This is a genomic window from Streptomyces sp. P1-3, from assembly GCF_050613155.1.
Classification (GTDB): Bacteria; Actinomycetota; Actinomycetes; order Streptomycetales; family Streptomycetaceae; genus Streptomyces.
In genome coordinates, this window is the sequence record NZ_CP192512.1 from 5,546,739 (window position 1) to 5,566,030 (window position 19,292).

At 72.0% G+C, this 19,292-nt stretch carries 18 protein-coding genes; 13 read left to right on the forward strand and 5 right to left on the reverse strand.

Translation table 11 applies throughout. From position 1 onward, the window contains the following. Nucleotides 1–23 precede the first annotated feature (23 nt). A complete protein-coding gene (locus ACQUSR_RS23505; RefSeq protein WP_431044584.1) occupies nt 24–908 on the reverse strand; it encodes a LysR family transcriptional regulator in 885 nt (294 codons plus the stop codon). Nucleotides 909–1,002: 94 nt separating this feature from the next. On the opposite strand from ACQUSR_RS23505, the gene ACQUSR_RS23510 reads away from it, so the two are divergent. Continuing rightward, nucleotides 1,003–2,604 carry an AMP-binding protein gene (locus ACQUSR_RS23510; protein WP_431044585.1) on the forward strand — a complete coding sequence of 534 codons (1,602 nt, stop codon included), beginning with the start codon at nt 1,003–1,005 and terminating at the stop codon, nt 2,602–2,604. Nucleotides 2,605–2,683: 79 nt separating this feature from the next. On the opposite strand, the gene ACQUSR_RS23515 is transcribed toward ACQUSR_RS23510, so the two are convergent. After that, complete coding sequence (locus ACQUSR_RS23515; RefSeq protein ID WP_431044586.1) at nt 2,684–3,031, reverse strand: cupin; 348 nt, start codon at nt 3,029–3,031, stop codon at nt 2,684–2,686. A 165-nt stretch (nt 3,032–3,196) separates the two neighbouring features. Between ACQUSR_RS23515 and cutA the strand changes: the two genes are divergently transcribed. Then, the gene (gene cutA, locus ACQUSR_RS23520; protein WP_431044587.1) at nt 3,197–3,526 is read left to right on the forward strand and encodes a divalent-cation tolerance protein CutA; all 330 of its coding nucleotides are present in this window, start codon (nt 3,197–3,199) and stop codon (nt 3,524–3,526) included. 31 nt (nt 3,527–3,557) lie between these two features. Here cutA and ACQUSR_RS23525 read toward each other — a convergent pair whose 3' ends face one another. Continuing rightward, complete coding sequence (locus ACQUSR_RS23525) at nt 3,558–4,298, reverse strand: SanA/YdcF family protein (protein ID WP_431047792.1); 741 nt, start codon at nt 4,296–4,298, stop codon at nt 3,558–3,560. Nucleotides 4,299–4,420: 122 nt separating this feature from the next. Beyond that, nucleotides 4,421–4,639, reverse strand: a complete 219-nt coding sequence (locus ACQUSR_RS23530) for a ribbon-helix-helix protein, CopG family (RefSeq protein ID WP_431044588.1) — start codon at nt 4,637–4,639, stop codon at nt 4,421–4,423. Between the two features lie 101 nt (nt 4,640–4,740). Here ACQUSR_RS23530 and ACQUSR_RS23535 point away from each other — a divergent pair, with 101 nt between their 5' ends. Both ACQUSR_RS23535 and ACQUSR_RS23540 read left to right on the forward strand, forming a co-directional pair. Continuing rightward, nucleotides 4,741–5,727 (forward strand): adenosine deaminase, encoded by a 987-nt coding sequence (locus tag ACQUSR_RS23535; protein WP_431044589.1) that lies wholly within the window; start codon nt 4,741–4,743, stop codon nt 5,725–5,727. Between the two features lie 34 nt (nt 5,728–5,761). Next, on the forward strand, nt 5,762–6,217 hold the full coding sequence (locus ACQUSR_RS23540) for a MarR family transcriptional regulator (protein ID WP_431044590.1): 456 nt from the start codon (nt 5,762–5,764) through the stop codon (nt 6,215–6,217). Here ACQUSR_RS23540 and ACQUSR_RS23545 read toward each other — a convergent pair. Further along, a complete protein-coding gene (locus ACQUSR_RS23545) occupies nt 6,211–8,562 on the reverse strand; it encodes a molybdopterin oxidoreductase family protein (protein WP_431044591.1) in 2,352 nt (783 codons plus the stop codon). The two genes, ACQUSR_RS23540 and ACQUSR_RS23545, sit on opposite strands and share 7 nt — an antisense overlap. 232 nt (nt 8,563–8,794) lie before the next feature. Between ACQUSR_RS23545 and ACQUSR_RS23550 the strand changes: the two genes are divergently transcribed. The 9 genes from ACQUSR_RS23550 to ACQUSR_RS23590 all read left to right on the forward strand — a co-directional run bounded on the left by ACQUSR_RS23550 (nt 8,795) and on the right by ACQUSR_RS23590 (nt 19,287). After that, on the forward strand, nt 8,795–9,679 hold the full coding sequence (locus ACQUSR_RS23550) for a sirohydrochlorin chelatase (protein ID WP_431044592.1): 885 nt from the start codon (nt 8,795–8,797) through the stop codon (nt 9,677–9,679). Next, nucleotides 9,676–11,124: a deoxyguanosinetriphosphate triphosphohydrolase gene (locus ACQUSR_RS23555; protein ID WP_431044593.1), complete on the forward strand. Its 1,449-nt coding sequence runs from the start codon at nt 9,676–9,678 to the stop codon at nt 11,122–11,124. Before ACQUSR_RS23550 ends, ACQUSR_RS23555 begins: the two co-directional genes overlap by 4 nt. A 118-nt stretch (nt 11,125–11,242) precedes the next feature. Further along, nucleotides 11,243–12,508 (forward strand): NAD(P)/FAD-dependent oxidoreductase, encoded by a 1,266-nt coding sequence (locus ACQUSR_RS23560; RefSeq protein WP_431044594.1) that lies wholly within the window; start codon nt 11,243–11,245, stop codon nt 12,506–12,508. 29 nt (nt 12,509–12,537) lie between these two features. Beyond that, nucleotides 12,538–14,457, forward strand: a complete 1,920-nt coding sequence (dnaG, locus tag ACQUSR_RS23565) for a DNA primase (protein WP_431044595.1) — start codon at nt 12,538–12,540, stop codon at nt 14,455–14,457. Nucleotides 14,458–14,598: 141 nt separating this feature from the next. Continuing rightward, entirely contained in the window at nt 14,599–15,825 is a 1,227-nt protein-coding gene (locus tag ACQUSR_RS23570) for an RNA polymerase sigma factor (RefSeq protein ID WP_431044596.1), read from the forward strand. Nucleotides 15,826–15,891: 66 nt separating this feature from the next. Further along, entirely contained in the window at nt 15,892–16,347 is a 456-nt protein-coding gene (locus ACQUSR_RS23575) for a hypothetical protein (protein ID WP_431044597.1), read from the forward strand. An 11-nt stretch (nt 16,348–16,358) separates the two neighbouring features. Then, nucleotides 16,359–17,816, forward strand: coding sequence for a hypothetical protein (locus ACQUSR_RS23580; RefSeq protein ID WP_431044598.1), 1,458 nt, complete (start codon nt 16,359–16,361; stop codon nt 17,814–17,816). Beyond that, nucleotides 17,801–18,640 (forward strand): hypothetical protein, encoded by an 840-nt coding sequence (locus ACQUSR_RS23585; RefSeq protein ID WP_431044599.1) that lies wholly within the window; start codon nt 17,801–17,803, stop codon nt 18,638–18,640. The genes ACQUSR_RS23580 and ACQUSR_RS23585 overlap by 16 nt, the downstream gene beginning before the upstream one ends. Before the next feature lie 14 nt (nt 18,641–18,654). Beyond that, entirely contained in the window at nt 18,655–19,287 is a 633-nt protein-coding gene (locus tag ACQUSR_RS23590; RefSeq protein WP_431044600.1) for a hypothetical protein, read from the forward strand. The last annotated feature ends 5 nt before the right edge of the window (nt 19,288–19,292 follow it).

Genomic DNA, 19,292 nt, shown 5'->3' on the forward strand with positions numbered 1-19,292 from the left:
CTGAGGCCCAGGTCGGCCGGAGATCATCCGGTGCCCAGCTCCGCGACCACGACCTCGCGGAATCTCCGCGCCGCCGCCGACAGGTACGCGTCCGCCTGCCACACCAGCGTCAACGTCCGTACGCAGTCGGTGGCGTCGACGTGCAGCCAGGCGACGTCCGCGTCCGCTTTGGCCTGCCGCGCCATCGCGGGCATCAGGCCGATGCCGAGGCCCGCGCTGATCAGGTCCAGGACCGCGCCCGGTTCGTCGCCCTCGCAGGTGATGACCGGGCGGATCCCCTCCGCCGCGAAGAGCCGGTCGAGCAGGGCGCGTTGCCAGTTGCCCGGCTGGGTGGTGATGAAGGGTTCGCGGGCCAGCTCCGCGATCGCCACCCGCTCCCGCCGCGCGAGCGGATGCGCGCTGGGCACCGCCAGCAGCACCTCCTCTCGCACCAATGCGATCTCGCGCAGCGCCGGGCCCGGCAGCGGCAGCGGCTGCGACGCGAGACAGAAGTCCACCTCACGGGCCTGGAGGCGCCGCGCCATCTCCTCGCGTTCGGCCTGGCAGAGCCGGACGCCGATGCCGGGGTGCGCGGCCCGGAGCGCCGTGAGGGTGCCGGTGAGCGGCAGGAGCGTCTCGGCGGCGACGGCGACGGTGCCGTGGTCGAGACCGGCGGCGTCGGCGAGTTCGCGCCGTCCGTCGTCCAGTTCGGCCAGGGCGCGGTCCACGCGGCGCAGGAACGCGGCGCCGTAGCGGTTGAGGCGCACCTGGCGGCCCGTACGGTCGAAGAGCGGCACTCCGAGTTCGGCCTCCAGCCGGGAGATCGTCCGGCTCACCGACGGCTGGGCGACGCGCAGTTCCTCCGCCGCCCGGCTGATGTGCTCGCGGCGCGCGACCGCCTGGAAGTACCGCAGTGCCAGCAGATCCATCCCAGACCTCGTCTCAGCTCATAACCGACGAGGCATGATTTCATGGCTTGATTGGTCGTGGAAGGTATGAGTGATTCCGCCTAGCGTCGTCCTCATGACCGAACAAACCTTCGTGAGCTATGTGGAGTTGATCCTCGACCGGCTCGCCGACGACCCCGGGCGGACGATCCTGACCGCCGACGACGGCCGGCGGATCCCGGCCGGGGAGTTCCACGACAGCGTCCTGCGGATGGCGGTCGAGCTGGCCGACCGCGGCGTCGAGCGAGGCAGCACCGTCGCCGTCTTCACCGGCAACCGGCCGGAGGCCCTCAGCGCCCGCTACGCGGCCAATCTGCTCGGCGCCCGCGCGGCGTTCCTGTACGAGGGGATGGCCCCGGCGACGCTGGCCACCATCGTGGCGAGCCTCGAGGCGGCGCTGCTGCTCGTGGACCCCGACGCCGGGGAGGCCACCGACGCGCTCGTCGCCCGGCTGAGGAAGCGGGGCGAGGGGGCCGCGGACCGGCCCGCCGCCCCCACCGTCCTCTCCTTCGGGCCCAGCCCGCTCGCCGAGGACCTGATCGCCTGCGCCGCCCGGCACCCCGTACGGCGGTCGGCGGGCGCGGCGCGTCCGGAGGACGACTGGTCGATCCGGTACACCGGTGGCACCACCGGGATTCCCAAGGGCATACGGATGGCACACGGGCCGTACCGCGACCTGTGCCTGCGCGCGGCCGACCCGGACGCCCCGCCCCGCCTCCTGGCCTGCACCTCGCTCGCCCACATGGCCGGAATCCTCGCCGACGCCACGCTGCTCGCCGGCGGCCATGTGGTCCTGCGCCGGGCCTTCGACCCGCGCGACGTACTCGCCGCGGTCGAGCGGGAACGGATCACCGACGTGTTCCTGCTGCCGCCGCTGCTGTACCGGGTAATCGACGCGCTCGACAAGGACGGACCCGCCCGCACCGACACCTCCAGCCTGCGCCGGCTCATCTACGCCGGTTGCGCGGCGTCACCGACGCGGCTGCGCCAGGCCGCCGACCTGCTGGGTCCCGTACTCCACGGCTGGTACGGGCAGTCGGAGGCCGGGTGGATCAGCGAGGTCCTGCCGCACGAGCACACCGTGACGGGACACGCGGGGCAGATCACCGCCGGCCGCGCGATACCCGGGGTGGAGATCGTCGTCCGCGACGAGGACGGTCGCGAGCTCCCGCCCGGGGAGGTGGGGGAGGTGCACGTCCGCTCCGCGCAGGCGATGAGCGGCTACTGGAAGCAACCGGAGCTGACGGCGCAGGTGCTGCGGGAGGACGGATGGCTCCACACCGGCGACGCCGGCTACCTCGACGAAGCGGGCCATCTCTTCCTCGTGGACCGGCTCAAAGACATGATCATCGTCGTCGGCGGCCATGTCTATCCGGCGGAACTGGAGGAGCTGCTGCTGACCCACCCGGCGGTGGCGCACTGTGCGGTGTTCGGCGTACGGCGGCCGGACGAGAGCGAGGAGGTACACGCCGCGCTGGTCCCGGCGCCGGGGCACCGGGTGGACGACGAGCTGGCCAAGGACATCGGGGAGTTCGTCACGGCGCGCATGGGCGCGATGTACGCGCCCGCCGCCCTGCACGCCGTGGACCACATCCCGCTGACCGACGTGGGTAAACCGGACAAGAAGCTGCTGCGCGCGCGGGCCGGGACCGGAGCGGAGGCCGGAGCCGTCCGGTAGCCCGGGGCCGGGGCCGGGGCCGTTTGGTAGTCCCGGTCCGGGGCCGGGATCATCCGGCAGGCGTGGGGCGCGGCCGGGCTCACTCGGCGGGCGTAGGGCAGCCCGTCGTCGCCGTGACCGCCGTGAGCAGCACCGCCGAGTCCGCCACCGCCACCAGGCCTTGCCGCTCCGGCGGGAGCACCTGGACCTGCCCCGCGATGAGGTCCTGGTCGGCGCCGCCGACGGTGGTCAGCCGCACGTGGCCGTGGAGGACCTGAAGGCTCGCCGCCGGGGGCGCGTTGTGCTCGGACAGCTCCGTGCCCGCCGTCAGCGCGATCACGCTCTGCCGCAGCGGACCGCTGTGCAGGAACAGGTGGGCGCTGCGGCCGTGCGGATCGGTCTTGGCCTGGTCAAGATGGTGGCGGGCGAGCGCGGTGAGGTCGTCCATGGGCTTGCTCGCTTCGCGTCGTACGGTCGGATCGGTTGTACGGTCGGATCAGCGGTACCTCTCAATCCTCACCGGCTAGCGTGGACCGCGCCAGTCGCAGCACCGCGCCAGCCGCACACCGCGCTCGTCGCAGCACCGCGCCAGGCGCAGAGAGGACACACCACCATGGCGGACACGGACTTCCTGACCGTACTGACCACCACCGACACCCCGGAGAAGGCCGAAGCCCTGGCCCGCGGGGCCGTGGAGTCGCGGGTGGCGGCCTGCGCGCAGATCAGTCAGCCGGTCACGTCCGTCTACCGCTGGCAGGGTGTGGTCGAGACCGAGTCGGAGTGGCAGGTGCTGTTCAAGACGACGGCCGCGCGGTACGAGGAACTGGAGGCGCACATCCGGGAGGCGCACGACTACGACAACCCGGAGATCATCGCGACGCCGGTGACACACGGGAGCGACGCGTACCTGGGGTGGGTGGTGGAGCAGACCACCATCAGCTAGCCGGGCCGGGCCCGGGAGGACCACAAGGCGGTCAGGGTGCCGCCAGGGCCTCCGCCACGCCCCGCTCGCGCGGTCCCAGGAAGCGCGGGTCCGGCCGGAACGTCGCGTCCAGCGCCGCCTTGCTCGCCGCGGCCAGCTCGCGCAGCCCCCCGTACACCCACGTCGCGTCGTGCGGCTCGCCCACCCCGACGCCGTACGCGTCGATCCCCGCCGCCTCGCACAGGGCCAGCGCCCGCCGGATGTGGAAGCCCTGGCTCACCAGGATCGCCCGGTCCACGCCGAAGACGCGCCGGGCGCGGGCGCAGGAGTCCCAGGTGTCGAAGCCCGCGTAGTCGCTGACGATCCGCCGGTCCGGGACCCCGTGGCGTACGAGATACGCGCGCATCGCGTCCGGCTCGTCGTAGTCGTGGCGGCTGTTGTCGCCGGTGACCAGGACCACGCGGACCTTGCCGCGCTCGTACAGCTCGGCGGCGGTGTCGAGCCGGTGCGCGAGATACGGCGACGGCTTGCCCTGCCACAGGCCGGCGCCGAAGACCACCGCGACCGGGGCGGAGGGGACGTCCGCGGCCGTCCGTACGCGGGCGTCGGTGGTCAGCCGCAGCCAGGTCGCGGGCACCAGCGCGAGAACGCACAGGAGGACGGTGACCTGGACGGCCCGGCGCTGCCCGCGCCGGGTCCGGGGTAGCCGCAGCCATGACGGGAGCCGCGCCCAGGACGGGAGCCGCAGCCAGGACGGCAGCCGCAGCCATGATGGAAGCCGCAACCGCCGCATCCACGGCAGCCCATCCGTACGTCTCGTACGCCGCATCTCGCCCCCCCCGCGTCAGCCTGAGTCAGGCGATCATCGTCGCCTGCTGCGACGCGCGTGACGCGCACAGGGTTGCGCGGCCCCGGTCAGGCGGTGAAGCGCCGGTCCGTGTCGAGGGCTTCGGCGGCCTCGTACGCCTCCCACTCCACCGCGAACAGGGCGCGGATACGGGCGTCACGCGCGACGGCCTCCATCGCGGCGCCTTCGATGTACGCGGAAACGGTCAGGCCACGCCGCCGCGCCGCCTCCCGTATGGCAGCGGCGTGTTCCTGGTCCACGGAGAGGGACAGACGGGTCTGCGCCATGAGCCGAGGGTATCGCGACAGGGGTGAACCCGGTGCATGCCCGTTACCCTGGACGCCCGTCGAGTCAGCCGATCAGCCGACCAGAGCAGGTGGGACCCGCCATGCCCCCCATTCCCAAAGCAGAACTCCACCTCCATATAGAGGGCACTTTGGAGCCCGGGCTGGCGTTCGCGCTCGCCGAGCGCAACGGCGTCCCGCTGCCGTACGCCACCGAGGACGACCTGCGTGCCGCCTACTCCTTCTCCGACCTCCAGTCCTTTCTGGACCTCTATTACGCGCTGATGGCGGTCCTGAGGACCGAGGACGACTTCGCCGAGCTCGCCGACGCCTATCTGGTCCGCGCCCAGCGTCAGGGCGTCCGGCACGCCGAGATCTTCTTCGACCCGCAGGCGCACACCTCGCGGGGCGTGCCGATCGGCACCGTCATCGGCGGGCTGACACGGGCGCTGGACGCGGCCGAGCGGACGTACGGCATCAGCACCCGCCTGATCATGTGCTTCCTGCGGGACGAGAGCGCGGAGTCGGCTCTGGAGACCTTCGAGGCCGCCCGCCCCTACCTGGACCGGATCACGGCGGTCGGACTGGACTCGGCGGAGGCCGGGCACCCGCCCTCGAAGTTCCGTGAGGTGTACCGGCTTGCGCGGGAGGCGGGGCTCAAGTGCGTGGCGCACGCGGGCGAGGAGGGGCCGCCCGCGTACGTATGGGAGGCGCTGGACATCCTCGGCGTGGACCGGATCGACCACGGTGTGCGCTGCCTGGAGGACGAGGCGCTGGTGGCCCGGCTGGTCGCCGACCAGGTGCCGCTGACGGTGTGCCCCCTGTCGAACGTCCGGCTGCGCGTGTACGACCAGTTGGCGGACCACCCGCTGCCCGCGATGCTGGACGCGGGCCTGCTGGTGACGGTCAACTCCGACGACCCGGCCTATTTCGGCGGGTACGTGGACGACAACTTCACCGCTGTACGGGACGCCCTCGGCCTGGACGAGCAGGCGCTGCGCACCCTGGCGCGCAACTCCTTCCGCGCGTCCTTCCTGGACGAGGAGACCCGCGCCGCGTACCTGAAGGAAGTCGACGCCCACCGTCCTTGACTTCAACCTTTGTTGAACTTCTACGTTCGTCCGCATGGAGTATTCACACAGCGACACCGAACTGATCAAGCAGCCCATCGGCTACTGGAGCTGGGCCGCGCACAAGGCGGTGGTCACCCGGACCCGGGCCGCCCTGGCCGAGCTGGGTACCACCCAACCGCAGTGGTGGGTGCTGGCCCAGGTCGCGCTGGGCGAGGACGGCAAGGCCCGCGCCGAGGTGACGGAGATCCTCAAGGGTTACCTGGGCGTGGGGGAGGCCATCGGGCCGGAGATCGACGCGACGATCGCGCGGGGCTGGCTCACCGAGGACGGGGAGGGCCGACTGCGGTTCACGGCGGAGGGGAAGGCATTCCACGCCAAGGGCGCCGCCCTGCAACGGGAGCTGTGGGCCGAGCGGCACGCGGGCGTCTCGGACGAGGAGTACCTGACGACCCTCAAGGTGCTCCAGCGCTTCATCCACAACACGGGCGGGCGGGCCTGGCATCACTGAGCCGGTGACTCCTCCACCCGCTTTGGTTCTCGTTCCAGCTCCAGCCGCACCGCGCACACCTTGAACTCCGGCATCCGCGAGGTCGGGTCGAGGGCCGGGTTCGTGAGCGTGTTGGCCCGGCCCTCACCCGCCCAGTGGAAGGGCATGAAGACCGTGTCGGGCCGGATGTCGCCACTGATCCGGGCCGGGGCGACGGCCCGGCCGCGCCGCGAGACCACCGCGACCGGGTCGCCCTCGGACGCCCCCAACTGCCGCGCCAGAAGCGGGTGGAGCTGGACGAACGGCCCGGGCGCGGCCGCGTTCAGCTCGGCCACGCGCCGGGTCTGCGCACCGGACTGATACTGCGCCAGCACCCGGCCCGTCGTCAGCAGGACGGGGTACTCGGCGTCGGGCTCCTCGGCGGCGGGGCGGTGGCTGACGGCCACGAAACGCGCGCGGCCGTCATCGGTGGCGAAGCGGTCGAGAAACAGCCGCGGCGTACCGGGGTGCGGGGCGCCTTCGGCGCGGGCGTCGAGGAAGGGCGCGGCGGCGTCGGCGCCGGACGCGGTGTCCGTGCGGCCCCCGCCCGCCCGGGCCCCCGCCCCGACCGGCGGCGGACCGTCCGGCACCGGCTCGACCGCGAACGCCGCCGCGGCTTCCGGCTCCCCTGCCGCCCCGGGCGCCGCCGCAGCTCCTCCGGGCGCCTCAGGCGCCCCCGGGCACGGCCAGAAGACGCCGTCCTCGTCCGCGATCCTGCGGTACGTGATCCCGGAGTAGTCTGCGGGGCCGCCCGCCGACGCGCGGCGGAGCTCCTCGAAGACCTCCTCCGGGTCCGTGGGGAACCCCTTCTCCAGGCCGTCCGCCAGCCGGGTCGCCAGGCCGTGCAGGACCTCCAGGTCCGTACGGACACCCGGCGGCGGCGTCAGGGCGGCGCGGCGCAGGAGGACCCGGCCCTCCAGGTTCGTCGTCGTCCCGGTCTCCTCCGCCCACTGCGCCACCGGCAGCACGACGTCCGCCAGCGCCGCGGTCTCCGACAAGACCACGTCCGCCACGGCCAGGAAGTCCAGCGAGCGCAGGCGGCCCTCCACATGGGCCGCGCGCGGGGCCGAGACCACCGGGTTGGAGCCCATGAGCAGCAGCGCCCGTATGCCGCCGCCGTCCGCCGGGCCGCCGAGCGCGTCCAGCAGTTCGTACGCGCTGCGGCCCGGCCCTGGAAGCGCGTCGGGGTCGACTCCCCACACCCCCGCGACATGCGCGCGCGCCGCCGGGTCGGTCAGCTTGCGGTAGCCCGGGAGCTGGTCGGCCTTCTGCCCGTGCTCGCGGCCGCCCTGACCGTTGCCCTGGCCCGTCAGGCAGCCGTAGCCGGACAGCGGGCGGCCCGCGCGGCCGGTCGCCAGGCACAGGTTGATCCACGCGCCCACCGTGTCCGTCCCCTTGGACTGCTGCTCGGGTCCGCGCGCCGTGAGCACCATCGACGATTCCGCATCGCAGAACATCGTTACCGCAGAGCGGAGTTCGGGGACCGGCACGCCGGTGATCCGCTCGACCAGCTCCGGCCAGTGCGCCATGGCCGCCGCCCGCGCCTGAGGCCATCCGCTCGTACGCTCCGCCACGAACCGCTCGTCCACCCGGCCCTCCGCGACCACCAGGTGCAGCAGGCCGAGCGCCAGCGCCAGGTCCGTGCCCGGGCGCGGCGCCAGATGCAGATCCGCCTGCTCGGCGGTGCGGGTGCGGCGCGGATCGACCACGATCAGCTTCCCGCCGTTCTCCTTCAGCTCCGTGAGATAGCGCAGCGCGGGCGGCATCGTCTCGGCCAGGTTCGAGCCGACCAGGATCACACAGCCCGTACGGGCCACGTCCGCCAGCGGGAAGGGCAGCCCGCGGTCCAGTCCGAACGCCCGCTGGTGCGCGGCGGCCGCCGACGACATGCAGAACCGGCCGTTGTAGTCGATCTGCGAGGTGCCCAGCGCCACGCGCGCGAACTTCCCCAGCGCGTACGCCTTCTCGTTGGTCAGCCCGCCGCCGCCGAAGACCCCGACCGCGTCCGCGCCGCACTCCGCGCGGGTACGGGCCAGGCCCTCCGCGACGGCGTCGAGCGCCTCCTCCCAGGTGGCCGGTTCGAGCCGCCCTGACGCGGGGCGACGGATCAGGGGCTCGGTCAGTCGGACCCGGGAGGAGAGCACGGCGGGCGCGGTACGTCCCTTGCCGCACAGGGCGCCGCGGTTCACGGGGAACGCGGTGCGTTCCAGCACCTCCACGCCGACCCCACTGGCGCCCGTGCCGTCGGGGCGCGGCGCGCGCAGCGTCATGCCGCACTGCAGCGAGCAGTACGGGCAGTGGGTGTCCGTGGCGGCGGTCTCACTCATGCCTGAGAGCGTGCTACGCGCGTGTTACGGGCCGAGCCCCCCGTGCGTTACGCCTCTGACAACCGGGACTCAGCGCGCCCCCGCCCGCGCTGTGAAGCCGGCGAAACCACCCTTCACCGCGCCGCAACGGCAGGGCAACACGCCGCTGCCACCCTCGGTTCATGACGGTGTCGAGACCCCCGGCCCCGCCGGTTCCGCCGGATCCGGACCCTTCGACAGTACGGCGCAGCTCATGGACCGCATCACCGCACAGCTCACCTCCCAACTCAGCCGGGTCACCCTGCGGGGCAGGCCCCGCCCCTCCTCCGTAGTGCGTCGCGCACGGGAGGTCCCCCCCACCCTCGTCGCCGTCGCGCACGGCAGCCGCGACCCCGCCGCCCTGCGCACCGTGACCGCCCTGCTGGCCCGGGTCCGGGCGCTGCGCCCCGGGCTGCCCGTCCACCTCGGGCACATCGAGCTGAACGCGCCCCTGCTCGGCGACACCCTCGCCACGCTGCGCGGCGAAGCCGTCCTCGTGCCGCTGCTGCTGGCACCCGGCCACCACGTCAAGCACGACCTCCCGGCCGCGGCCGCCGCCGCCCGCCATCTGAGCGTCCGGATCGCCGCGCCGCTGGGCCCGCACCCGCTGCTCGCCGACGCCCTGTACGAGCGGCTCGCCGAGGCCGGATGGGACGGTGCCGCGCGGGCCGGATCCGGGGTCGTGCTGGCCGCCGCCGGTTCCCGCGACCCCGACTCCGCCGTCGGGACCGCCCGTACCGCCGCGCTGCTCAGCGCCCGGCTCGGCGGGGTGCCCGTCCTGCCCGGCTACGCCTCGGCCACCGGGCCCGGCGCGCCGTCCGTCGCCGAGGCGGTGCGCGCGCTGGCCGACCACGGCCGGAGGCGGATCGCCGTGGCCCGCTGCTTCACCGCGCCCGGCCTCTTCGCGGGGCGCTGCGCGGCGGCCGCCCCCGGTGCGGTGTCCGCCCCGCTCGGCGACCATCCGGCGATGGCGCGGCTGATACTCCACCGCTACGAGCAGGCCCTGGCCTTGGCGCCGGTGCCCCTCCCCGCGTCACACCCGGTGCCACGCCCGAGTTCCACCTCGCTGTCACACCCGGCGGCTACCGTCGGTGTATGAACGGGACACCACCGACCGCACCCGACCCCGCAGTACGAGCCACTACAGGACGAGCCACCACAGGGCGATCCGTCGCGGGACGGGCCCCCGCCGAGCCCTTCACCGCGGGACCGTCCGCCGCACCGCCCTTCCCCGTCGACCCCGAGGTCCCGCCCGCCCCCGGCGCGGCCGCCCTCCCCGGCTACCACGCCTCCGACGTCGAACGGTGGGCCCCGGAGCCCGACAAGCGGCCCGGCCGCACCGCCTTCCAGCGCGACCGCGCGCGCGTGCTGCACTCCGCCGCCCTGCGCCGACTGGCCGGCAAGACCCAGGTGGTCACCCCCGGGACCAGCTCCCACTCCTGGGACGCCTCGCCCCGTACGCGCCTGACCCACTCCCTCGAATGCGCCCAGGTGGGCCGGGAACTGGGCGACGCGCTCGGCTGCGACCCGGACCTGGTGGAGGTGGCCTGTCTCGCCCACGACCTGGGGCACCCGCCCTTCGGGCACAACGGCGAACTGGCCCTCAACGAGGTCGCCGCGCCCTGCGGCGGCTTCGAGGGCAACGCCCAGTCGCTGCGCCTGCTGGCCCGGCTGGAGCCGAAACGGTTCATCGCCGACGCCGATACCGGCGAGCAGGTCAGCGTAGGCGTCAACCTCACCCGCGCCGCCCTCGACGCCGCCACCAAGTACCCCTGGCCGCGCGGCGGTCACCCCACCGACCCCGCGTCCCGGAAGTTCGGGGTCTACGAGGACGACCTGCCGGTCTTCGCCTGGTTCCGGCAGGGCGCCCCCGGCCACCGCACCTGCTTCGAGGCCCAGATCATGGACTGGTCCGACGACGTGGCGTACTCGGTGCACGACGTCGAGGACGGGCTGCACGCCGGACACCTGGACCCCGCCTGCCTGCTGGCCGAACCCGAGCGGCGCGAGGTGTTCGCCGTCGCCGCCGACCGGTACGCCCCCGGTGCCGCCCCCGACGAACTCGCCGAGGCACTGGACCGGCTGCTCGACCAGGAGTGGTGGCCGCACGGCTACGACGGCACCGCCACGGCCCAGGCCCGGCTGAAGGACGCCACCAGCCAGCTCATCGGCCGGTTCTGCCTCGCCGCCGAGGGCGCCACCCGGGCCGCGTTCGGATCCGGCCGGCTCACCCGCTACCGCGCCGAACTGGTCGTCCCCCGCGCCACGCGCCTGGAGTGCGCCGTTCTCAAGGCCGTCGCCGACCGGTACGTGATGCAGCGCGAGGACCAGGAGCTGCTCCGGGCCGACCAGCGCGTGGTCATCGCCGAACTGGGCGAGGCGCTGACCGCCCGCGCTCCGGACGGACTCGACCCGCAGTTCCGCACGCTGTTCGCCGAGGCGGCCGACGACACGGCGCGGCTGCGGGTGATCGTCGACCAGATCGCGGCCCTCACGGACGCCTCGGCGCGCTCCCTGCACGCACGCCTCACGCGGCCGCGATGACCCCGCTGCCCACAGGCAGGCTTGAAAACGAGCCGGTCCGGCGGGACGCTCGCCTATGGCGCACGTGACCAGCGGGAAGCCGGACGCAGAACCCTGCGCGGCGGCGAGGAGGAGCCAAGTGGTCGACGCACACCAGACGTTCGTCATCGTCGGAGGAGGGCTGGCCGGGGCGAAAGCCGCGGAGACCCTCCGCGCGGAGGGGTTCACCGGCCGGGTGATCCTCATCTGCGACGAGCGTGACCACCCCTACGAGCGGCCGCCGCTGTCCAAGGGCTTCCTGATCGGCAAGAGTGACCGCGACAGCGTCTTCGTCCACGAGCCCGCCTGGTACGCGCAGGCCGACGTCGAGCTGCACCTCGGCCAGCCCGCCGTGCGCCTCGACCGCGCCGCCAAGGCCGTCACCCTCGGCGACGGCACCCGGATCCACTACGACCGGCTGCTGCTGGCCACCGGCGCCGAGCCGCGCCGCCTGGACATCCCCGGCACCGACCTGGCCGGCGTCCACCACCTGCGCAGGCTCGCGCACGCCGAGCGGCTGCGCGGCGTCCTCGCGTCGCTCGGCCGCGACAACGGCCAGCTCGTGATCGCCGGAGCCGGCTGGATCGGCCTGGAGGTCGCCGCCGCCGCCCGCGGATACGGCGCCGAGGTCACCATCGTGGAACCCGAGCCCACCCCGCTGTACCACGTCCTCGGCCCCGAACTCGGCACCCTCTTCGCCGACCTGCACCGCGAGCACGGCGTCCGGTTCCACTTCGGCGCCCGGCTCACCGAGATCGTCGGGCAGGACGGCATGGTGCTCGCCGCCCACACCTCCGACGGCGAGGAGCACCCCGCCCACGACGTCCTCGCCGCGATCGGGGCCGCCCCGCGCACCGCCCTGGCCGAGCACGCCGGGCTGGCCCTGGCCGACCCCGATGACGGCGGCGGCATCGCCGTCGACGCCTCGCTGCGCACCTCCGACCCCGACATCTTCGCCGCGGGGGACGTGGCCGCCGCCGACCATCCGCTGCTGGGCACCCGGCTGCGCGTGGAGCACTGGGCCAACGCGCTCAATGGCGGCCCCGCGGCCGCCCGCGCCATGCTCGGCCAGGACGTCTCCTACGACCGGGCGCCGTACTTCTTCTCCGACCAGTACGACGTCGGCATGGAGTACTCCGGATACGCCCCTCCCGGCGCCTACGACCAGGTCGTATGCCGCGGGGACGTGGGGAAGCGGCAGTTCATCGCCTTCTGGCTGAGCCAGGGCCGGCTGCTGGCGGCCATGAACGTCAACGTCTGGGACGTGGTCGAGCCCCTCCAGCGCCTCATCCGCTCCGGCACCCGGCTCGACCCCGACGCCCTCGCCGATCCGGCGGTCCCGCTGGCCTCGCTGATCGCGGAATGAGTGTCACAGGCCCACCGTAGAATTCACGCGTGGCAGGCAGGATCAACGATGACGACGTGCGGGCGGTCCGGGACGCGGTCCCGATCGACGCCGTCGTGTCCGAGTACCTCCAGCTCCGCAACGCCGGCGGCGGCAATCTGAAGGGCCTGTGCCCCTTCCACGACGAGAAGTCCCCGTCCTTCCAGGTCAGCCCGGGCAAGGGCCTGTTCTACTGCTTCGGCTGCCAGGAGGGCGGGGACACGGTCGACTTCATCATGAAGATCGACCACCTCTCCTTCAGCGAGACCATCGAGCGGCTCGCCGCGCAGGCGGGCATCACGCTCCGGTACGAGCAGGGCGGCGCCGGCCCCAGCGGGCGGCAGCAGGGGGAGCGCACCAGGTTCGTCGAGGCGCACAAGGCCGCCGCCCAGTTCTACGCCGAGCAGCTGGCCGGGGCCGAGGCCGAGATCGGCCGGGTCTTCCTCGCCGAGCGCGGCTTCGACCAGGCCGCCGCCGAGCACTTCGGCGTCGGCTACAGCCCGGCGGGCTGGGACCACCTCGTCCGCTTCCTGCGCGGCCGCGGCTTCACCGACAAGGAGCTGATCGTCTCCGGCCTCGCCCAGGAAGGCCGCCGCGGCCCCATCGACCGGTTCCGCGGCCGCCTGATGTGGCCCATCCGCGACATCTCCGGCGAGGTCGTCGGCTTCGGAGCCCGCAAGCTCCGCGACGACGACAACGGCCCGAAGTACCTCAACACCCCCGAGACCCCGCTCTACAAGAAGTCCCACGTCCTGTACGGGATCGACCTCGCCAAGAAGGACATCGCCAAGACCAGCCGGGCCGTCGTCGTCGAGGGCTACACGGACGTCATGGCCTGCCACCTGGCCGGGGTCACCACCGCCATCGCCACCTGCGGCACCGCCTTCGGCGGCGACCACGTCAAGATCCTGCGCCGGCTGCTGATGGACAACTCCCGGGCGCGGGTGATCTTCACCTTCGACGGCGACGCGGCCGGACAGCGCGCCGCGCTGCGCGCCTTCGAGGACGACCAGAAGTTCGCGGCGCACACCTCCATCGCCGTCAGCCCGGGCGGCATGGACCCGTGTGAGCTGCGTCTCGCCCACGGGGACGACGCGGTGCAGAAGCTCGTCGAGACGAGCACGCCGCTGTTCGAGTTCGCCATCCGCTCGGTGGTCGGCAGCCACGACGTCGCCTCGCCCGAGGGCCAGGCCGCGGCCCTGGAGGAGACCGCGCCGATCGTGGCGCAGATCAAGGACTCGTCCATCCGCCACGGGTACGCGGTGACACTCGCCGGCATGCTGGGCATCCTCGACACGCAGTTCGTCGTCCAGCGCGTCGGCCAGCTCGCCCGCTGGGCCCGCGAGCGCGCCGCCTCCGCGGGACCGGGCGGCCGACCGGCCCGTACGCAACCGCGCCAGTCCGCCCAGGCCCCGCAGCAGCCCGCGGCCCCGGCCACCCCCCGCGGCCCCGCGCTGAACCTGCGCAGCCCCGCCCACCGCGTCGAGCGCGAACTGCTCAAGCTCGCGCTCCAGCGCCCCGACCTGGTCTCCCCGGCGTTCGACGCGTACGGCGTGGACGAGTTCACCGCCCCGCCGTACGCCGCCGTGCGCCGCGCCATCGAGGACGCGGGCGGCGCCACGTACGCCGACGCCGACTACCTGGCCCGGGTCCGCGACATCGCCCCCGACGACACCGTCCGCGCGATGGTCACCGAGCTGGCCGTCGAGCCCCTGCACACCCGCCGCGACCCGGACGAGGCGTACGCGGGCGTCCAGCTGGTGGCCGTCCGCCTCGCCGCGGTCAACCAGCGGGTCACCGAGGTGCGCGGCACGCTCCAGCGCCTGGGGCAGCACGCCGACCCCGCGCAGCTCGCGGCCGTACAGAACGAACTGTGGGTGCTCCAGCAGTACGGCCAGGCCCTGCGCGAGCGCGGCGCCGCGGCGCTGTGACGGCGCTGGTGGCGGCGCCGCGCGGCGGGAACCCGGTGACGGCGAACGCCGGACGGTAGCCGTCCGATCACCGCGCGCTGAGCAAAAAGTGCTCGCACGCCCCTCGTGGCCGGGCTGTGTCGTACCCCACACTGGAGGGCGGTGCCTGAGTCCTCGGAGCGCGGCGGTGCTGGCCAGGTCGGGCCGGATTCCCCCGCCGATCCACTCACCGAGTACGGGACGGATGGCGGCGCGGCCGCCGGAGCCGTACCCGATCGTCCTGCCGCCTCAAGCGCGATCACCCTGGAGGTCGCCCTCGTGCAGACCCAGACCCTCACTCCCGACACCACCGCGGCGGCCCCCGTGGTGCCGCAGCAGAGCCTGGCCCCGCTCCACCCCGAAGCCGTCGCCCCGCCGCAGGCGCCCGCGCCGGACGCCGAGCTCCCCGAGCCCGTCGCCGTGCGGCTGGACACCGGCGGCCCGTCCTCCGACCTCTTCCGGCAGTATCTGCGCGAGATAGGCAGGATCCCGCTGCTGTCCGCGGTCGAGGAGGTGGATCTGGCCCGGCGGGTGGAGGCCGGGCTGTTCGCCGAGGAGAAGCTCGCCGGCACCCCCGACCTCGACACGCGGCTCGCCCTCGACCTCGACAAGCTGGTGGTCCTCGGCCGCATGGCCAAGCGCCGCCTCATAGAGGCGAACCTGCGCCTCGTCGTCTCCGTGGCCAAGCGCTACGTCGGCCGCGGCCTGACCATGCTGGACCTGGTCCAGGAGGGCAACCTCGGCCTGATCCGCGCCGTGGAGAAGTTCGACTACGCGCGCGGCTACAAGTTCTCCACGTACGCCACCTGGTGGATCCGCCAGGCCATGTCCCGCGCCCTGGCCGACCAGGCGCGGACGATACGGGTCCCGGTGCACGTCGTGGAACTGATCAACCGCGTGATCCGCGTCCAGCGCCGCATGCTCCAGGAACGCGGCTACGAACCCACCTCCGAAGAGGTGGCCGCCCAGCTGGACCTGCCCCCCGAGCGGGTCTGCGAGGTGCTGCGACTGGCCCAGGAGCCGGTGTCCCTGCACGCACCCGTGGGCGAGGAGGAGGACGTCGCGCTCGGCGACCTGATCGAGGACGGCGACGCGACCTCACCCGTGGAGTCGGCCGCGTTCCTGCTGCTGCGCGAACACCTGGAGGCGGTGCTCTCCACCCTCGGCGAACGCGAACGCAAGGTCGTCCAACTCCGCTACGGCCTGGCCGACGGCCGCCCCCGCACCTTGGAGGAGATCGGCCGCATCTTCGGCGTCACGCGCGAGCGGATCCGCCAGATCGAGTCCAAGACGCTCAACAAGCTGCGCGAGCACGCCTTCGCCGATCAGCTGCGTGGCTACCTGGAGTGATCTGCCCGATACGCTACCCTCCAACTCGGCTGTCGCAAGCCCGAGTTGATGTTCATTGGGGGAAGCGTGTCGTTCCGGGAAGAGTGGGCCAGGGCCCGCGCTGAAGCCGCGACCCGCACGCGGCTCGATCACGCCGACGGCGTCGCGTCCAGCGGAGGCCCGAGCGATCTGATCGTCCGCCAGGACGACCTGGGCCGGATCGGGCACGCGGCGTTCATGCTCCACGGCCGGCTCAAGAAGGCCGGAGACATCACGCGCGGGGCCGAGGACGAGGGAGCGACGGCGAAGGCGGCCGCCGCGCTCACGTCGCACAACTTCGCCATGGGCGCCGCGCTGACCACCACGGCCACGGTGTGGGGCGACCAGCTTCGGACGCTCCTGCAGGCGTGCGCCCACGTCTCGAACCACCTCGACTACACCAAGCGGTCGCACGCCGCAGAGGACGCGAAGATCGCCGCGTCCCTGGGTCATCGTGACGGCAGCGCCGTGTCCGTATCCGAGATCTCCAAGTACTACCGGTAAGGGAACGCGACATGGCGAAGCTGACCTTCGACGACCTCTACCAGGTCTCCTTATCCAGCCTCGGCTCCGCGGCGGACGACTGGAAGGAGATGGTGGGCCAGCTCAAGGATCTTCTCGACGACGCCGCGGGAATGGCGCGGAAATCCGACGCCGCACGCTGGGCCGGAGTCAACGCCGACGTCACCAAGCCGTTCGTACGCAAGACCGCCGGAGAGTTCCAGGACGCGCACACCGAGGCGACGAGTATCTGGAGCGTGCTCCGGGACGCCCATACCGATTTGGCCGCCATCCAGACGAACCTGAAGAAGCTCGTGGACGTCGAGGCGAAGAGCAAGGGCATGAGAGTCCAGGGTCGAGAAGACGGCACGGTCGCATGCGTCTTCGTGGCCGACCGCAGCGATGGCGACGGGCCGTCGCAGCAGGAACTGGACGCCCAGCGGAATCTGGAAAACCGCATCAACGGCCTGATCGCCCAGGCCGAGGAGATCGACGGCTCTGTCGTCCGGGCGCTACGCAAAAGCCACGGCGGTGACGTCCACGACTTCGGCCACGCGAAGTACGACTCGCTGGACGATGCGCAGGCCGAACGGGCGGTGGAGCTGGCCAAGAAGAGCATCGACCGTTCCCAGCACGACTCCGAACTGAGCACCACGGAGCTGGCCGAGTTCAGGCAGCTACTCGCGGGCAATGCCAAGAGCCCGGAATTCGCGGCCGACTTCTACCGGGCGCTGGGGCCCAAGGACGCACTGACCTTCGAAGCGCAGATCGCCATTGACGCCTCGACGCGCGGCGACAAGGAGCGGCTGAGGCTGGCACGCAGCATCCAGGAAAACATGGGCGTCGCCCTGGGAGCGGCCACTCAGCCGCACAAGGACAACCGTGACACGGCCTTCCGCGAGGACAAAGACTATCTAGGGAGGGCGTGGGTGGACGACCTCAAACGGGTCGGCCGTCAGCAGCTCGCCCTGAACATCGGAATGGACCACGCGCAGCCGACCGGCCACCAGGTGCTTTCGTCCTTGCTGCACTACGGCGATTACGGCAAGAACTTCCTTGTGCCCATCGGTGAGGACATGGTCGCCTTCGAGCGAAAGGGCGGTAGTTGGCCGATCCCGGATCCCTATAACGGCTCTGACGACGTCAGCCTCAACCTCGACGGGAAGGGCGAGCCCGGCTGGGACCCGATGACGGGTTTCATGGAAGCCCTGGGCCGTGATCCGGAAGCGTCGACCGCGTTCTTCGGCGGATCTACTGGCGGTGGTGAAAGCGGTTTGAGAAAGCTCAGCAACCTCGATTTTTCCTCGGTGACGAGGAGAGGAAGAACGCTCGCGAATGGCTCCCGGACAAGACGAGCGGCCGCATCATGCCGGACGAGGAGAGCAGAGTCCCGGGTAAGGAGGCCCTGGGGCACGCGCTGGAGTCGGCGACGTCGGGACGGGCGTACGACAGCGACGTGCCTGCCTCGGTGAAGCACACGCGGGCACAGGCGGAGATCTTCCACGACGTGGTCAGCAGGTTGGGAGCGAACCCCGAATTGATCCGGCATGACGGCGAACTTGCCGCGATGGCGGACAGCCTGGGCAACATGTCGGCTGAATACATGAACGACATTCAGCGGGCGTTCGCTGGTGGGGATGAGAGAGGCTATACGGCGGATACGGGAGCCAAGGCCAATCTCAGGGGGCTTGAGACCTATGATGGCCTGATTGACTTCCTTCGGGCAACGGCTGAAGACCCCGACGCCTACGCGACCATCACGCACGCCCAGCAGGCCGTGACCACCGACATGATGCGGGAAGCGCTGACGGACCCGGGGGACAATCCCCTGTCAAATGTCGCTGAAGTGGCCGCGAAGCCTGGAGGGGTGATCTCGGGCATCACGGCTGAAGGAAGAGCCGAGGCGATTGCCGCAGCGGACGACGGGGTGGAGAAGTCTGAAGAATTCAACAGTAGAATGGCGACGCTGGATGAATACGTGACCAAGCTCGTGGACATGACCGTCGCTCAGGTGCCCGTTGGCGGAGACGCCGCCGGTGCGGTGATCGGAAAGATCCAGGAGTCGGTGTTCGGTCATTTCATCCAGGACCCGGAGGAGGCTGCGCGGGAGATCGAGGAGAATCGCAAAGACTACCTCGAGGGGCAGCGTGAGAGGGCCGCGCAGGCCTCGAAGCGAGCGGTGTTCGATGGCGCCGAGCGGGCGGGGCTCTCTCGCGAGAGTGATGATGTCAAACTCGCGGCCGACGCGGTGTACCAAGAGGTGAACGACAGCTACGCCGATGGGAAGGGCCGTTGATCAGAATGCCTTCCTTGAAGCGTGGGCGGATACTCGTGATCGCTGCTGCCGTGTTGCTCATCGGAGCCGGGACGTGGTGGGGGCTAGCGGGGCCTTTAGCGGACGACGAATCCATCAAGATTCCGGAGAGGGTGTGCGGCGACCGCATTCCGGGAGAGAGCGTCGTACCCTTGCTTCCCGCTAAGGGGAAGCAACTACAGGAGGACACCTACGAGCTCGAGGTGATGCGGTCGTACGGAGTCTGTTCTCTTGAGGTCGGCGGAGAAGAGGTGGGCTTCGAGTTCCACTACATCCCGGGTGCCACATATTCGCGCGACCGTGTGCAGCGAGAGGGAACTCCGGTGTCTCTGGGAGCCGCATACGGATACGTCGTGTCAAGCGGGGATATAAGGCTTTATGTGCCGTGTCGCTGGAGGAAGGAAACGGACCGGCTCATTGTCACCACGGGGGCCTCTGTGGTGGAGGGCAAGGGAGCGGCCGTGCGAAAGCTGGATGTCTCCGACAAGGAGGTCCGGGCCTTCGCCGAATTCGCCGCCGACGTGACGCGGAGCCTGGCCCGAGGAGGGAAGAACTGGCACACGTGCCCCGGGGCCGACCGGCTGCCCGACGGCCCCGTCACCCTCGACCGTCGGAGCCGGAAGAAGTAACTGGC

Excerpts from the sequence above, each read along its gene's own strand:
- ACQUSR_RS23505 (WP_431044584.1), bottom strand. The coding sequence starts at position 908 with ATGGATCTGCTGGCACTGCGGTACTTCCAGGCGGTCGCGCGCCGCGAG.
- ACQUSR_RS23510 (WP_431044585.1), top strand. The coding sequence starts at position 1,003 with ATGACCGAACAAACCTTCGTGAGCTATGTGGAGTTGATCCTCGACCGG.
- ACQUSR_RS23515 (WP_431044586.1), bottom strand. The coding sequence starts at position 3,031 with ATGGACGACCTCACCGCGCTCGCCCGCCACCATCTTGACCAGGCCAAG.
- cutA (WP_431044587.1), top strand. The coding sequence starts at position 3,197 with ATGGCGGACACGGACTTCCTGACCGTACTGACCACCACCGACACCCCG.
- ACQUSR_RS23525 (WP_431047792.1), bottom strand. The coding sequence starts at position 4,298 with ATGCGGCGGTTGCGGCTTCCATCATGGCTGCGGCTGCCGTCCTGGCTG.
- ACQUSR_RS23530 (WP_431044588.1), bottom strand. The coding sequence starts at position 4,639 with ATGGCGCAGACCCGTCTGTCCCTCTCCGTGGACCAGGAACACGCCGCT.
- ACQUSR_RS23535 (WP_431044589.1), top strand. The coding sequence starts at position 4,741 with ATGCCCCCCATTCCCAAAGCAGAACTCCACCTCCATATAGAGGGCACT.
- ACQUSR_RS23540 (WP_431044590.1), top strand. The coding sequence starts at position 5,762 with ATGGAGTATTCACACAGCGACACCGAACTGATCAAGCAGCCCATCGGC.
- ACQUSR_RS23545 (WP_431044591.1), bottom strand. The coding sequence starts at position 8,562 with ATGAGTGAGACCGCCGCCACGGACACCCACTGCCCGTACTGCTCGCTG.
- ACQUSR_RS23550 (WP_431044592.1), top strand. The coding sequence starts at position 8,795 with ATGGACCGCATCACCGCACAGCTCACCTCCCAACTCAGCCGGGTCACC.
- ACQUSR_RS23555 (WP_431044593.1), top strand. The coding sequence starts at position 9,676 with ATGAACGGGACACCACCGACCGCACCCGACCCCGCAGTACGAGCCACT.
- ACQUSR_RS23580 (WP_431044598.1), top strand. The coding sequence starts at position 16,359 with ATGGCGAAGCTGACCTTCGACGACCTCTACCAGGTCTCCTTATCCAGC.